Origin of the sequence: Bacillus sp. FSL M8-0063, assembly GCF_038005545.1 — a bacterium.
GTDB lineage: Bacteria > Bacillota > Bacilli > Bacillales > Bacillaceae_G > Bacillus_A > Bacillus_A wiedmannii.
On sequence record NZ_JBBOTJ010000002.1, the window covers coordinates 155107 to 170182 of the forward strand.

General features: G+C 35.8%; 12 protein-coding genes and 2 tRNA genes. All 14 read right to left on the reverse strand.

Translation table 11 applies throughout. The features are described from left to right. Positions 1–52: 52 nt before the first annotated feature. Positions 53–595 (reverse strand): hypoxanthine phosphoribosyltransferase, encoded by a 543-nt coding sequence (gene hpt / locus MKX31_RS23345; RefSeq protein ID WP_000981838.1) that lies wholly within the window; start codon positions 593–595, stop codon positions 53–55. Then, positions 592–2022: a tRNA lysidine(34) synthetase TilS gene (gene tilS, locus MKX31_RS23350; protein ID WP_064475160.1), complete on the reverse strand. Its 1431-nt coding sequence runs from the start codon at positions 2020–2022 to the stop codon at positions 592–594. Before tilS ends, hpt begins: the two co-directional genes overlap by 4 nt. A 233-nt stretch (positions 2023–2255) precedes the next feature. Further along, positions 2256–4727 carry a stage II sporulation protein E gene (gene spoIIE, locus MKX31_RS23355; RefSeq protein WP_340981596.1) on the reverse strand — a complete coding sequence of 824 codons (2472 nt, stop codon included), beginning with the start codon at positions 4725–4727 and terminating at the stop codon, positions 2256–2258. 260 nt (positions 4728–4987) lie between these two features. Then, positions 4988–5059: transfer RNA gene (locus tag MKX31_RS23360), tRNA-Glu, on the reverse strand. A gap of 13 nt (positions 5060–5072) precedes the next feature. Beyond that, a tRNA-Met gene (locus tag MKX31_RS23365) sits at positions 5073–5146 on the reverse strand. Between the two features lie 160 nt (positions 5147–5306). Next, complete coding sequence (locus tag MKX31_RS23370; RefSeq protein ID WP_000021454.1) at positions 5307–5795, reverse strand: S1 domain-containing RNA-binding protein; 489 nt, start codon at positions 5793–5795, stop codon at positions 5307–5309. A gap of 87 nt (positions 5796–5882) precedes the next feature. Next, positions 5883–6242 (reverse strand): cell division protein DivIC, encoded by a 360-nt coding sequence (gene divIC / locus MKX31_RS23375; protein ID WP_001208737.1) that lies wholly within the window; start codon positions 6240–6242, stop codon positions 5883–5885. Next, entirely contained in the window at positions 6239–6892 is a 654-nt protein-coding gene (gene yabQ, locus MKX31_RS23380) for a spore cortex biosynthesis protein YabQ (protein ID WP_016085301.1), read from the reverse strand. The genes divIC and yabQ overlap by 4 nt, the downstream gene beginning before the upstream one ends. Then, positions 6889–7197 carry a sporulation protein YabP gene (gene yabP, locus MKX31_RS23385; RefSeq protein WP_001059101.1) on the reverse strand — a complete coding sequence of 103 codons (309 nt, stop codon included), beginning with the start codon at positions 7195–7197 and terminating at the stop codon, positions 6889–6891. The genes yabQ and yabP overlap by 4 nt, the downstream gene beginning before the upstream one ends. Positions 7198–7255: 58 nt before the next feature. Beyond that, entirely contained in the window at positions 7256–7531 is a 276-nt protein-coding gene (locus tag MKX31_RS23390; RefSeq protein ID WP_001234876.1) for an RNA-binding S4 domain-containing protein, read from the reverse strand. 14 nt (positions 7532–7545) lie between these two features. Further along, a complete protein-coding gene (gene mazG / locus MKX31_RS23395) occupies positions 7546–9006 on the reverse strand; it encodes a nucleoside triphosphate pyrophosphohydrolase (RefSeq protein ID WP_064475158.1) in 1461 nt (486 codons plus the stop codon). Between the two features lie 12 nt (positions 9007–9018). Further along, a complete protein-coding gene (locus MKX31_RS23400) occupies positions 9019–10620 on the reverse strand; it encodes a putative polysaccharide biosynthesis protein (RefSeq protein ID WP_154131842.1) in 1602 nt (533 codons plus the stop codon). A 232-nt stretch (positions 10621–10852) separates the two neighbouring features. Next, positions 10853–11389, reverse strand: coding sequence for a stage V sporulation protein T (spoVT, locus tag MKX31_RS23405; protein ID WP_000648312.1), 537 nt, complete (start codon positions 11387–11389; stop codon positions 10853–10855). Between the two features lie 136 nt (positions 11390–11525). Next, positions 11526–15056 carry a transcription-repair coupling factor gene (gene mfd, locus MKX31_RS23410; RefSeq protein ID WP_064475156.1) on the reverse strand — a complete coding sequence of 1177 codons (3531 nt, stop codon included), beginning with the start codon at positions 15054–15056 and terminating at the stop codon, positions 11526–11528. Between the last annotated feature and the right edge of the window lie 20 nt (positions 15057–15076).

The following is a 15076-nucleotide window of genomic DNA, read 5'->3' on the forward strand; positions in this document are numbered from 1 at the left end:
TAAATCGTAACATAGAAAAACTTTCCTATACAATTGTAACGCCTGTATTTAATTAATTTGAGTAAACGCTTGGTTTTAATACTCCTACATAAGGAAGATTACGGTACTGCTCTTTATAATCTAATCCATATCCTACAACAAATTCATGCGGAACAGTAAATCCAACATAATCCGCTTTCAAATCTACCTTGCGGCCTGTCGGCTTATCTAATAACGTAACAATTTTTACAGACTTCGCTTTACGATATTTAAATAGGTCTACTAAGTAACTTAGCGTAAGACCGCTATCAATAATATCTTCAACGATTAAAATATCGCGACCTTCTACAGAAGTATCAAGGTCTTTTAAAATTTTCACTTCGCCTGTTGAAACGGTAGAGTGACCATAACTAGATACAGCCATAAAGTCCATTTCAAGATATGTATCTGTTCTCTTTAATAAATCTGCCATGAATGGCATCGCGCCCTTTAATACGCCAATCGCAAGAGGTACTGTGTTTTTATAATCCTCTGCAATAATTGCGCCTAATTCGAGCACCTTTTCTTGTATTTGTTCTTCAGAAATTAATACTTTTTCGATATCTTGATTCATCATTTCATTATCCTCCCGGAAGACTCCTTGCTTTTGTAGTGAATAATCATATATTTATCCTTCTTTGCCGTCTCTTTCGAGATAGCAAATGCAGATCGCTTCAACAAGGGTACCCAAATAATATTCCCACTTGCATCACAAACGACCGGCCATTCTTCTCTTTTTTCTCTTGGTACTTTCGCTTCGATAAAGATAGCTTTTATCTTTTTTGTGCCATTCATACCTTGTATTGACATGCGATCTCCATTTTCTCTAGAACGAATACGAAGTGGATATGATATATCATTATACTTAGCAACAAATACTGTTTCATTCATGTTACTTGGTATGTCTTCGCTCACCTCTGTTACAAGCTTATCCCCGTTCGATAGCGTAATTGTCCCGGGCACTGATAAATCTTGTAAAAAAGGAGAAACAATTCCTTGTTTAAATCCAAAGCTGCACTCTTCGTATGCGCGAACAATTTTTAAATCACCTGGAAAATCAAGTGAACCCGAAGGTTGTGTCCGCTTAAAAAACTCAATCACTTTGTCAATATGTATAGAGGAAAGAGAAGATGGAATCTTATATTCATAAAGATAGTTTAATATTAGTTGAATCCCTCTTCTTTGTAAAGACATAGACATGGATTCAAAGGCAGGAATTGATAAGCTAATTTGTTTATCACTTTTTTTTGTAATTACTTTATTCATTTTCTCAAAAGCTAATTCCTGCAAATACGCCTCATCCTCTTGCATTTGCATGCTAAATTTTTGGAATTTCTCATGCACTTGTGAATTTTCTTCTTTCAAATGAGGAAGAACATATTTACGTAATCGATTCCTTGTATATACTTCCTTTTTATTACTTGGATCTATACGGGGAATTATTTTTAGCTTATTACAGTAATCAACAATCTCTTCCTTCGTTACTCCAAGTAACGGCCTAATTAAATATCCATTATGAAAAGGACGCTTCACTGCAATTCCTGCATATCCTTTCGGAGTACTCCCTCGTACAAGGCGCATTAAAATCGTCTCTACTTGATCATCACCATGATGTCCAAGAGCTACATATCTCGCATCATATTTCTTCATTATTCTTTCCAAAAATGCATATCTGCATTCTCTAGCAGCAACCTGTGCATTCATTCCGTGTTGCTGTTGATATTGCGACACATTAATCCTTATCGTTTCGCAAATAACTCCCAGCCCTTTACAAAGGTCCTGCACAAACTGTAGGTCCTCATGAGATTCATCACCTCTAAACATATGATCCACATGTGCCACTACAATTTCAAACTGTTTTGCTGCTCTTTTTTCTAACAAATAATATAAAAGAGCCAAAGAGTCAGGACCACCAGAAACCCCTACAACAATTGTTGAACGTTCCTTTAATACATCATGCTGCTTTACAAAGTCATCTACCTTTTCAACAAATGTATCTTTCAACTTCGTAATCACCTTTCATTAAACAAGAACAGCAACGTTAGTTACCTTGTTTATAATGGTACAACTTTTACAAACATTGTGCAAAAAAAAGATATACAAAAATTACATTTTTATCTTACATCATCCGTACATATTCACAAAAATAATAACATTATCTTTTAAAGTAAAAAAACCTAGGCATCCACCTAGGTTTTTAGAAAGAAACAGTGATAAAGAAACATCACACTTAAAATTTATTGTGCCTGCATTCCTACAATTGGAATCGTAGCCCACTTCGGCATATTTTTCTTCACTTTCGCCACAACGATAGTCATATCGTCATTTATATAACCATCACAAGAGCGAATCACCTCTTCCATAATGATATCAGCAATTTCTTGCGGATCTTCGGTTTGTAATTCTTTAATTTTTCGTTTCATCCATAGCTCGTGATTCTCTACATGTTGCGCTCCTTCGAAAATCCCATCGCTCATCATAATAAGGATATCGCCCGTTTTTAATTGTTCACCTACTACATCAACTTCAACATCCTCAATAATCCCCATCGGTAAATTACTTGCCTCAATTTTCAAAATATTATTCGCGCGTTTAACAAAACTCGGCGTCGATCCAATCTTTAAAAATTTCGCACTCGCATCCCGTAAATCCACCATAGCTAAATCTAACGTCGTAAACATCTCTTCTGTTGTTCTTAAAGAAAGAATAGAATTGATAGATTTAATCGCTATTTCCTCATCAATGCCTGATTGAAGTATTTTTTGTAATAATTTCACCGTTTCTTTACTCTCCATATGAGCTCTTTGCCCATTTCCCATACCATCACTAATTGCAAGCGCATATTTACCAACACTCAAATCCATCATCGCATAAGAGTCACCAGAAACAAACCCACCGCCTTTTGCAGCTGTGGCCAACCCAGTATCAAGAGAATACGTTTTTGCTGAACCAAATGATATTAAGCTGTGGCCGTTCGGATAAGAAGATTTTTCTTCATGTTTAACAACAATATTTTCCTTTAGAATATCAGAAAGCATCGGCGCAACTAACTTTTCACATTCTCCATGTTCATTAGATGCAACCGGAATCAACATTTCAATATCAATACTTCCTCTATCTAAACAATATATATCAACATGCTCTACTTCTACGCCAAAATCACGAAACGCTTGCATAATCTGTTCTTCCTGCACTTGATGATTTTCTCGTTCTCTTTGGATCTCCTTAGCAAAATCCTCCATAACTTTTGATACACCTAATAGTTGCTCCGCTACTATTCTACGGTTTTCTTTCATTTGTTTTCGTAATTTTTGTCCTTCATAGAAGTGATCTAATTCACCCGCTACTAAATCCGTCACTTTCTTCCCTCTCACACAATGCTTGTCCCATTCACGAACTAACTTCCGATTATGCTGCAACGTCCCCTCTTCCGTTTCACTCATTATTTGTTTCATATAATCGTACGTTTTGTCGAAATTAACTACCCAGCATTGGTCCTTTTTAAAGCATGTTTGACATGTTTTTGCAGTAATTGTACTTAAGAACAAATCCGCTTCTGTCTCTTTATCTTCCTCCTCCACATATCCATATACAGAAAAGCTATTAGATAAAGCAGCAAATACATTGGCAAATTGATTAATTTTATTCGCTGTAACATCACGCATCCTTCTTAAATACTGTTGTTGATCTTGTGAATGTTCCTGTGTGCCTGGCATGAATTTAGCAATACGATCCATAACAAGTTTCGGTGTTAATAAGAAGAACACAATCGCCACACCAGATTCAATTAAAGTTGTCACAATGTTTGTTTGCCTGTCTACATATAGCGTAATCAAGCTCGTCCCAATTAATAAACCTAAACTAACACCTAAACGCTTCCCTTCTTTTAACAAACCACCAAGCAACCCAGAAAAAGCAAGTAGACTAAGTTGAGACAAACTGGAGACATTGGCTAAACTTAATATTAATCCAGTGACGACCCCCACTGTAGATCCTGTAGCAGCCCCCGCGATAAATGCAAACACGAGCACTAAATACCTAGTAAAAATATGTTGAATAGAAGCGTCATATACAAACCAATCTGTTGTACCTGTTAAAACAGATGCTAGTAATATAATTAAACAAACAATTTCTTCTGTCTCTAGCGCTTGTTGTTTACCTTTTCGTTCTACTAAAAGCGGAACACTTTGTAAAAATATCATAGTTAATACGAAGCTAAGCCCTGCCTCAATCGTACTAACGAGTAAATCGTACATGGTGACAGTTTGTTGCGCGAAATATACAACAACTAAATGTGCGGTTAATGCGGAGATAAATACTTGGAATGGAACAAGTCCAACAGTTTTACGTGTAAACCGACTAAAGAAGATATTATAAATGAAGAAAGTAAAAATAGATGCAAAGGTAAAGAATAAATTATCTATCGAAACTGAAAGTGCGCCCCCCATAAGAGCCAAGAACGCGAGCGGCATTTTATCCCGCTTCATAACATAAACAGCAGCAAAAAACGGCAGTGCAAACGGTAAAATGTTTGTTAATATATACGCTCGTCCCAAAAGAAAACCAATAACAACAATAATAAATCCCCATCTAAAGAAAACCTGCTCAAACTTCATTCGCAACTTACTCGTCCACTTTACTGCTCCAAGCTGACTCTCATTCATTGCCAATGCACTTGTATTCATAGTATTCCTTCCTGCTTTAGGCATATTTTTAACACCACCTGCATAGTTTAATTACTGTCATTATAAAAGATGATTATTGGGATTTTTGTCAAAACAACAGTTTTCACTTTTATAATCGTTCGACTTTTTATTCGAAATAACTCTACATATATACACGGTATGTAATTTATTCTCACTATTTTAATTGAACATTCAGAAAATATAGGGTGATTTTGTAGAAGTGTTGTATGTCTTAATTTATTTAACAAAAAAAGATCATGCAAATTTGCATGATCTTTTTAGGATGACCCGTACGGGATTCGAACCCGTGTTACCGCCGTGAAAGGGCGGTGTCTTAACCACTTGACCAACGGGCCGTTAAATTAAATATAGCGGCGGAGGGGATCGAACCCCCGACCTCACGGGTATGAACCGTACGCTCTAGCCAGCTGAGCTACACCGCCATGTCGTCTTATTTAACGGACAATTAGTATCTTACCTCAGATATATTTTAAAGTCAATACATCTTGAAAACTTTTTTAAAAATATATTTTCACATATAAAAAAGCACCCCGAGCAATCGCCCTGGGTACCTCTCTATATGCTAAGAATTAAACGTTCTTATTATCCGCGACGTGCGCCACGGCCACCACGTTTAGATTCTGTGTTACGCTTTAAAGAAGTTAAACGATCTTCACTGTCCTTTAAGAAACGTGCCATCTTTTGCTCGAATGTTTCTTTTGGAGCTCGTTCGTTACCGCCACCACGGTTATCTCTGTTGAAAGAACGATTACGTTGTGGACGTCCAGAACGTTGTTGATCGCCACCGCCACCGCGTTGGTATTCACCACGTGGACGATCTCCTTCTGTTTTTTCACGCTCTTTCGCTTTTTTAATAGATAGACCGATCTTGCCATCTTTTTCAACGTTAATAACTTTTACTTCTACTTGGTCGCCCACTTTTAAGTGATCGTTAATATCTTTCACATAATTATCAGCAACTTCACTAATATGAACAAGACCCGTTAAGCCTTCTGGCAGCTCCACAAAAGCCCCAAAATTTGTAATACCTGTTACTTTACCCTGTAACTTGCTGCCTACCTCGATTGACATAAAAAAAATGCTCCTCCTTAGTGGTTAAAAAGTCAAATTTTACTTTATTATATATAATCCTAAAATATAGTGTCAATAAGACATACTCTACTTAGAAACAGGAAAAATTATCTCCCCTTTTCCAGAGAAGAAATAATCCCTTCTAGCAATCTTTAATACGTACTCTTCATCATTTAACTTTTGAACTTCGTCTTTTAGACTCTTTTCTTTATTCGTTAATGAATCCAGTTCTTTTTTCATGTCCTTAACTTTTGCTTCTTTTGCTCTAATGGAACTGTTTTGTTGATAAAACGTTACACTAATACTCGCAATAATTGTAAAAGCAAAGACAAGAAAAACCGCTAAACGGCGATAAAGTCGCTTCCTGTTCTCATCCGTTTGTATTATATGCTCTTTAACAGGATTTGGACTCTGTTTTTCGATTGTTCTTTGTCTCAGTTCCCTCATTTCCGAGGTCCCCCTAACTTCTTTTTTATACGCTCCCATAATTGGAAGATGTGTCCCTTCAATTTTGCTATATATTGCAGGAACCCTACATGTTTCATTATAAAAAGTTTAACACGATTAGGGAGAAGTTTCCATATGAGCGAAGCAATAAATCGAACAGGCCAGAAAAAAACTTTCCATATGAAAAGTAATATCCAAATCACCATTTTCCATAACACATGTCCAATTGAAAGCAGTATACGAAATAAGAATAATATAAATGCAATAAATAGCTGCGCTATAATAATAACAGGTTTTATCATGAGTAGCTTTATAATTTGAACAAAAAAATGTGTTGTTTGCATAAAAATATAGATGAGAAAATTTAACAGTTTCATGTATAGTGCTTTCAATAAGCTTTGATACGCCGCAAAACCACATAATAATGCCAAAAATACATATATACGTAGTTCAGCTTCATTTACAAGAAGCAATACATAAAAAACGAATAATGCTTGGACAATCCAAAATAGTATATCATGTATAAATACAAGCCAACGTTTACGTTCTTGCCGCTTTAAAAATCGTTGGTATGTATCTAAAGACGCTCCAATCCAAGCACCCATTCCGATCATTGAGAGCATCGTATACAACTGAATTGTTAGGCTCATTTAAACAACTTACTAAAGAATCCTTTAGTTTTCTCCCCTTGATTCTCATCAATATACAGCATCTCATGAACTTTCCCTTTAATCGATACAACACCTTTTTCTACATCTAAATTTTTCATTTGCAAATTTTGACCACGAATTGTTAAAAAACCCATTACGGTCTCAAGTAAAAACTCCTCGCTATCAAAACTCTCTACCTGCTTTACACCGGTAATATCAATTACACGCCTGCCACGCATAATAATATCATGCTCTACCGAAACATTTTGTTGATTAGAAGACATAGGTGAGTAACCATTATTCACGTAAATCCCCCCATAGATTTATACTAGCTAATAGTAATGTATGAAGGGATAATTGATTTTAGAACAAGCCTTCTTCAGCCTTTACTTTTTCTTCGCGAACTAAACTATACATATTTGCTGCATCTTCTTTTTTAGTCGTTTCTTTCAATTCGTTTATTTTTACAGTTACTATTTTTTGACCAAAACGAATTGTTAATTCATCAGCTACTTTCACATCTGAACTCGCTTTTGCCACTTGACCATTAATTGATATTCTTCCTTGATCAGCTACTTCTTTCGCTAATGTTCTTCTTTTAATTAAACGTGATACTTTTAAAAACTTATCTAGACGCATATCAAATCCCCCTATTAACGCTCTGTTTGTTTTGCCTCTTCCCATAAAACATCTAACTGCTCTAATGATAAATCTTGCATCTCTTTATTCATTTCAGCTACCTTTGCTTCCATGTATAAGAAACGACCGACGAATTTCTCATTCGTTGAACGTAACGCCTCTTCGGGATCTATTTTATAATGACGAGCTATATTCACAAACGCAAATAGTAAATCGCCAAATTCACCTAACATTTTCGCCTCATCCATATTTGTAACTTCTTGTTGGAACTCTTGCCATTCTTCTAAGGCTTTCTCTATCATCGGTTGTACATCAACCCAATCGAAACCAACTTTGCCAGCTTTTTTCTGGATTTCATAGGCGCGTAGTAACTGGGGCAAACTTTTTGGAACCCCATTTAAAACAGATTCTTTCACGAATCCTTTTTCTTGTTTTTTAATTTCTTCCCAATTGGCAATTACTTCATCGGCATTATTTACATCCATATTCCCAAATACATGCGGGTGGCGGCGAACCATTTTCTCAGATAAAGTTCGAATAATATCATCTATAGAGAACCAACCTTCATCCTCCCCGATTTGAGCATGCAACATAACTTGTAATAATATATCACCCAGTTCTTCTACTAAGTGATCATCATCCTCTTCATCAATTGCTTCCAACACTTCATAAGCTTCCTCAATTAAATACTTCTTTAAAGATTGATGTGTTTGCTTTTTATCCCACGGACAACCATTCGGTCCACGAAGGTCTGCAATAATTTCTCTAAGCACATCAAACTGTTGATACAAGGACGCACGTTCTTTAACTGGTGGTACATATACACTCGTTAAATTATTCAACTCTGTTTCATGATCTAACATGTACAACGGTACCTTTTTAACTTGTTCAAACGAAGTCCCTGCAGCTGTTACGATATACACTTCATAATCATCTGATAGCATCTCCATTAATGTTAATTTCACATCAGACGCAACGAATGCATCATATACTTGGCAAAAGATTAAATGTTGACGTAATTCTAATTGTCCTCTTTCAAATGATGTGGCGTCAATTAATTGGAATCCTTCAATCGGATCAATCTTTAGACTCGCAAACATAGGATCAAGGAAACTTTGTCCACCTTCAATGCGCACTTCAACATTCGCTACTTCGCCTTTTTCCAACAGTAGCTGAACCGTTCTTTCCGCTACAAGCGGATGCCCTGGCACGGCATAGATGATTTCTGTGCCTTCAGCTTGTTCTAGCAATGTATTCGCGATTGTTTCATATACAATTTCAAATGTATCATGCGCTTCATATACACTGTCAAAGGCTGTATATTGTATACCTTCTTTCTCCAACTCTTCTATAACGGGATGTTCCTTCGTTCTAACAAACATGTGATCTGCTTCTTTTATTTTTCGATATACACCCATCGTTAACTGATCTAACTCACCAGCACCTAACCCTAAAATAGTAATGATTCCACTCACAACCTGCCACCTCTATCCACTCTTCTTCAATAAACCTTCTTTTTTCTCTTTTTTCATAACGGTTCCTATTTCCGCTTTTGTAAATACACGTAATTTTAAAATTAAAAACACATATGTTAATCCACCGATAGCTACACCTAACAATGCCTCAAGTGTTGCAATTCCTCTATGCGTTGTATCAATTACTAATCCAGACATTTGCATCACACGTATAAATATTATTAATACAAACCCCATACCGATACCACTAATAACTACACCTAACATATTACGCTTATCGATAAGCGATTCAGATACAGCTTGCATAAGTAATGCACTATTTAGCACAGAAATTACAATTAACGCAACTAGTGTTGCAATTGCAGCTCCCTTCACACCAAAATACGGCATTAATGTATAATTTAAAGCTAACTTTAAACAACCCCCAAATATAACGAATATTGCTGGTTTTAATGTTTGTCCTAACCCTTGCAAAATAGAAGCAGTTGTAATCGACAATGAACTAAATAAAATAGATAAAGATAAAATGGATAAAACATCTGACCCATCACTATTTTCAAACAACATAATATTCGTAGGCTGAATAATACAAGTTAATCCAATGGCAGCTGCAAATCCAATAACAAATGTTATTTTCATTGCTAACTTTACCTTTTCTCGAATAAAGGAAAGATCTCCTCTTTCCTTCGCCGCTGTAATAATTGGAATAAGTGACAATGAGAAAGAAGTTGTCACGACAGTACCTAATTGCATAAGCGGGATACTTCTGTCGTAAACACCTTTTAATACCTTTGCACTTTCAGCTTGTTCTCCTGCCCCAATAAGTAAGGAATAGAAGGAAATGGAATCAGCCATTTGTATAAAAATAAGTACTAAATTACTAACACAAATCGCCAATCCCTGCCAAAACAGAATTTTAATGATCCTCTTTTTCCCCTTAATTCTCTTTACACTCTTGAAAAATATAGAACGAAAGTCATGACGCATATAAAGTACAAGTACGATAATCCCAATCAGTCCGCCTGCGATTGAACCTAACATAGCACCTGCACCGACTGTATATAAATCAAATCCGCGAGCAATTAGGAATAGAGATAAAAATACAATAATAGAAACACGAATCGTTTGTTCTATCACTTGCGAAACAGCTGTTGGCATCATATTATTGAATCCCTGAAAATATCCTCTTGCTACAGATAAAAACGGCATCAATATGAATGAAAATGAAATAACACGTAATAACTTATCTAAGTGTATATCACCCATGGCTGCTGCAATTGTTTCGGCACCAAAAAACAATGTAAAAAAGCCTACGAAACCAATTCCCAATAAAAACCAAAAAGATACACAGATAATTTCTTCTGCTTCTTGTTGTTTCCCTCGCTCTAATCGTTCCGCAACCATTTTTGAAATTATAATGGGGAACCCATAAGTAGCTAAAATTAAACAAAATCCATAAAACGGATAAATTTGTTGGTAAATATAAAAACCAATATCACCCGCTATATTTTGATATGGAATACGGTAAAAAGCGCTTAATACCTTTGTAACAAAACTTGCGATTGTTAATATAATAGCCCCACGCCAAAAGGCTTGATACTTCTTTGATTCCATACAAGAAAACTCCTTTTTCTATTCTCACCCCTCGTATTATATCATAAAGAAAAGGACAAGCTTCCTTGCCTACACGAGTAATAATACGTTCGCGCAACGATAGAAATGTTCAACGAAAAAAGGTAGCAAAGCGCTACCTTCATTCAATATACATATATCTCCAAATATTTGATTTCTCAAGAAGAAATATCATAATTAGGAAAGATTGCTACTTCTAAAATTCCATATAGCCTTACTGCTCCATTTGTTTCGCTAAAAAGCTTGCAGCTGTATTTACTGACTTATGCTCTACTTCACTTATAATAGCCTCTTTAGAGAAGATAACAACAGCTCCAATTGGATCCCCATTCGCAACAATCGGGCCAATTGTATAGGAACTCACTTTTTCTGTTACTCCATCAATAATTGAAATTTCGCTTTCATCTGTCATAATTACAGACTTACGCTCTTCCATTGTCTTCTCAATTAAATCGCCAACACTTTTATTTAAGTATTCTTTTTTAGATACGCCTGCTACTGCGATAATAGAATCACGATCGCATACAAGCACATTATGTCCTAAGCTATCGTATAAAGCTTCCGTATATTCCTTTGCAAAATTACCTAGTTCACTAATTGGAGAATATTTTTTCAAAATCACTTCTCCATCGCGATCAACAAATATTTCTAGTGGGTCTCCTTCTCGAATACGTAAAGTTCTACGAATTTCCTTCGGAATTACTACCCTACCTAAATCATCAATTCGACGTACGATTCCAGTTGCTTTCATTCTAATGCTGCCTCACTTTCTACTGATGATCAAAGTGGTGAATTTACCTGTTCATGTAAAAATCACCAACTGTTAGACATAGTATTTTACACATTAGTTCTTCTATGCACGCCGAATTGTATTTTTTTATCTTATATTAGGCATTTATGACTTCTTTTTTTACATCTGGCAGGCCTTTTAATAAATTTTCAGCAATTGTTAACCACTTCGATGTCTCTAAACCATTTGTTTTCATAACGATTTTCAATTGCGATCCTTCCATTCCTAGACCAATCATACGTCCAAAACTATTTCCAAGCATGAATAATTTTCCGCCATCAATATTTTGACTTGCTTGTTCTGAGAACAGAATTGTCACTTCAAATTTATTTTGCTTAATTAACTCAATTTGTTCTTTCATTGCCAATACTTTAATATTTGCAATTTGCAATAAGTAACCAACTTCTTGCGGATAATCACCAAATCTATCTATCATCTCTTCCTGCAACTCTTCAATATCCTCAATTGCAGAAACACCTCTAAACTGTTTATACATCATAATCTTTTGTTTACTATCTGAAATATAAGCATCTGGTAAATATGCATCTACTTCTAAATCAATTTCAACATTAACTGTATTTTCAACCCCATCTGTTCCTCTACGCTGTTCAATTGCATCTTTTAACATTTGAGAATATAGATCAAATCCGACAGAATCAATAAATCCATGCTGTTCGGCTCCTAACAAGTTACCTGCACCACGAATGGATAAGTCTCTCATTGCAATTTTGAAACCTGACCCAAGCTCTGTGAACTCTTTAATGGCTTGCAGACGCCTCTCTGCAACTTCTGATAACACTTTATCTCGTTTGTATGCAAAGTATGCATATGCAACACGATTAGAACGTCCAACACGACCACGAAGCTGATACAGCTGCGATAGTCCCATACGATCTGCATCAAATACAATTAACGTATTTACATTCGGAATATCTACACCCGTCTCAATAATTGTTGTACTTACAAGAACATCATGCTGCCCTTCTAAAAACGATAGCATAACAGACTCTAATTCACCTTCGTTCATTTTCCCATGCGCATAAGTTACACGCGCGTCTGGAACTAACATCGAAATTTCATCCGCTTTTCTTTCGATATCCTCCACACGATTATATAGGAAGTAAATTTGCCCACCTCTTGCAAGCTCTCGTTCTATCGCTTCTCGCATTAACGCTGGGTTATACTCTACTACATACGTTTGGACTGGGAAACGATTTTCTGGTGGTGTCTCAATAACAGATAAGTCACGCACACCAAGCATAGACATATGGAGTGTACGCGGAATCGGAGTTGCCGTTAATGTTAACACGTCAACATTTGCTTTTAATTGTTTAATTTTTTCTTTATGGGTTACACCAAACCTTTGTTCTTCATCAATAATAAGAAGACCTAAATCTTTATAAGTAACATCTTTAGATAAAATACGATGCGTTCCGATTACGATATCTACCGTACCATCTTTTAAGCCTTTAATTGTTTCATTTTGCTGTTTTCTCGTACGGAATCTACTTAATAATCCTATATTGATTGGATAATCTTGAAAACGCTCTCGAATTGTTTCATAGTGTTGTTGTGCAAGGATCGTTGTCGGCACTAAAATTGCAACTTGTTTTTCATCCATAATTGCCTTAAATGCCGCACGGATAGCTACTTCCGTCTTTCCATATCCTACATCACCACAAAGAAGCCTATCCATCGGACGTCCACGTTCCATATCTTTCTTAATCTCTTCAATAGAACGTAATTGATCCTCTGTCTCTTGATATGGGAAAGAAGATTCAAATTCTTGTTGTTCTGCCGTATCTGGTGTATATGCATAACCCTTTGAAGCTTCGCGCTCAGCATATAGTTTAATTAGGTCATCCGCAATGTCTTGTACAGATTTTTCAACTTTCGTTTTGACCTTTTTCCAATCATTTCCGCCCAATTTATAAACTTTTGGATCCTTACCTTCAGATCCTACATATTTCTGCACTTGGTCAATTTGTTCAATTGGAACGTATAACTTATCATTACCTTGATATTTAATATTCAAGTAATCTTTATGAACACCATTAATCTCTAATGTCTCGATACCTAAGAATTTACCTATACCATGATTTACATGAACTACATAATCTCCAACTTTTAATTCCGAATAACTTTTAATACGTTCAGCATTAGATAACTTCTGCTTACGTTGTGATTTTTTAACTTTCTTATGAAAAAGCTCTTTTTCAGTAATAACAACAAGCTTTTGCATCGGCATTTCAAATCCTGCATGTAAATCACCTACAGCAATTTGTAACCTTCCAGGCAATAATATGTCTGTGCCCTCTACGATATCTGCCTCAATATCATAATCACTTAAAATATGTTGTAGTTTTTTTACACGTTCATCATCTGTGCCGAGCACAACAGTCGTAAAATGCCCTTCGTTCCATCTATCAATTTCAGTTTTCAACAACTGCATCTGCCCATGGAAATCTTGCATTGTTTTACATGTCACATTCACAATGTTTTGCGGATGTGTATGTGCTATATGACGTAAGAATAACGTTAAATATACAAAACTTCTTTTTTTATGATGAAGAAATTCCTCAAACGAGTGTGAGAAAGATAAATCTTGAATAATTATTCCCTCACCAAGAAGTGATATATACCATTCCGCCTCTTCTGTTTCAAGATGTGATGCTGTTTCTTGAATACGGGAAATCTCATCTAAAACCACAATACCATCTTCTGGTAAATAATCTATAAGACTAGCAGGTTCTTTATAGAAAATAGATAAATATTTAAACATCTGTTCTATACTTTGCCCGTTTTTTAACATCTCAATTTCATGACTTACCGTTTCAAGCACTGTAGTCTTCAATTTATCATCGGAAAGTTTTTGCATCGTCTTAGTCAAGCCTTCCTCAAGATGCTCAATTCCCGACTTCAATTCTTCCTGTGAAAATAAAAACTCTGTTGCTGGACCAAATCTAACACTTTCTTTTTTATCTTGAGAGCGCTGTTCATCCACATCAAATAATCGAATAGAATCAACTTCTGTATCGAAAAATTCAATACGAAATGGTAACTCTTCAGTTAATGGGTAAATATCTAATATTCCCCCACGCAAACTGAATTCCCCAGGAGCTTCTACCATCGACTTACGCTCATAACCAATATGATGTAAAGTATGCAAGAATGTATCTAAATCAATCTCTTGCCCTAGGTTGATTTCGATTTGCCTTTGCTTCCACAACTCTTTCATTGGTAAAAATCTGCGTAGTCCTGCAACTGGCGCTACAATAATCCCGTTCTCTCCTGCCGCTAAACGATTCAATACTTCAATACGTTGCGCCTTCAATTCTGGGCTTGCAACACCAATTTCTGATGCTATCAATTCATTTACTGGGTATAACCACACATCTTTTTCACCAAGTAACGCCACTAAATCTTCATGCACTTTTTGTGCTTGATATAAATTATGCGTCACAATAAGTTGTGATTTTTTTGTTTTTTTATATAAGGCCGCCATTAATAACGAACGAGAAGAGGTTGCCATACCTGATACAAGTTGTTCTTTTAAACCATCTTCTAGTCCATTAATAACCGATTGGATCTCTTCATTTTTATAAAATTGCTCTAATAAACCTATCATTTTCAAAACCCCTCTCAACA

Bases quoted from the DNA above. Each gene is read 5' to 3' on its own strand.
- divIC (WP_001208737.1), bottom strand. From the start codon at position 6,242: ATGAGGGAACTGAGACAAAGAACAATCGAAAAACAGAGTCCAAATCCT.
- MKX31_RS23370 (WP_000021454.1), bottom strand. From the start codon at position 5,795: ATGTCAATCGAGGTAGGCAGCAAGTTACAGGGTAAAGTAACAGGTATT.
- hpt (WP_000981838.1), bottom strand. From the start codon at position 595: ATGATGAATCAAGATATCGAAAAAGTATTAATTTCTGAAGAACAAATA.
- yabQ (WP_016085301.1), bottom strand. From the start codon at position 6,892: ATGAGCCTAACAATTCAGTTGTATACGATGCTCTCAATGATCGGAATG.
- MKX31_RS23400 (WP_154131842.1), bottom strand. From the start codon at position 10,620: ATGGAATCAAAGAAGTATCAAGCCTTTTGGCGTGGGGCTATTATATTA.
- spoVT (WP_000648312.1), bottom strand. From the start codon at position 11,389: ATGAAAGCAACTGGAATCGTACGTCGAATTGATGATTTAGGTAGGGTA.
- mfd (WP_064475156.1), bottom strand. From the start codon at position 15,056: ATGATAGGTTTATTAGAGCAATTTTATAAAAATGAAGAGATCCAATCG.
- MKX31_RS23390 (WP_001234876.1), bottom strand. From the start codon at position 7,531: ATGCGTCTAGATAAGTTTTTAAAAGTATCACGTTTAATTAAAAGAAGA.
- spoIIE (WP_340981596.1), bottom strand. From the start codon at position 4,727: ATGCCTAAAGCAGGAAGGAATACTATGAATACAAGTGCATTGGCAATG.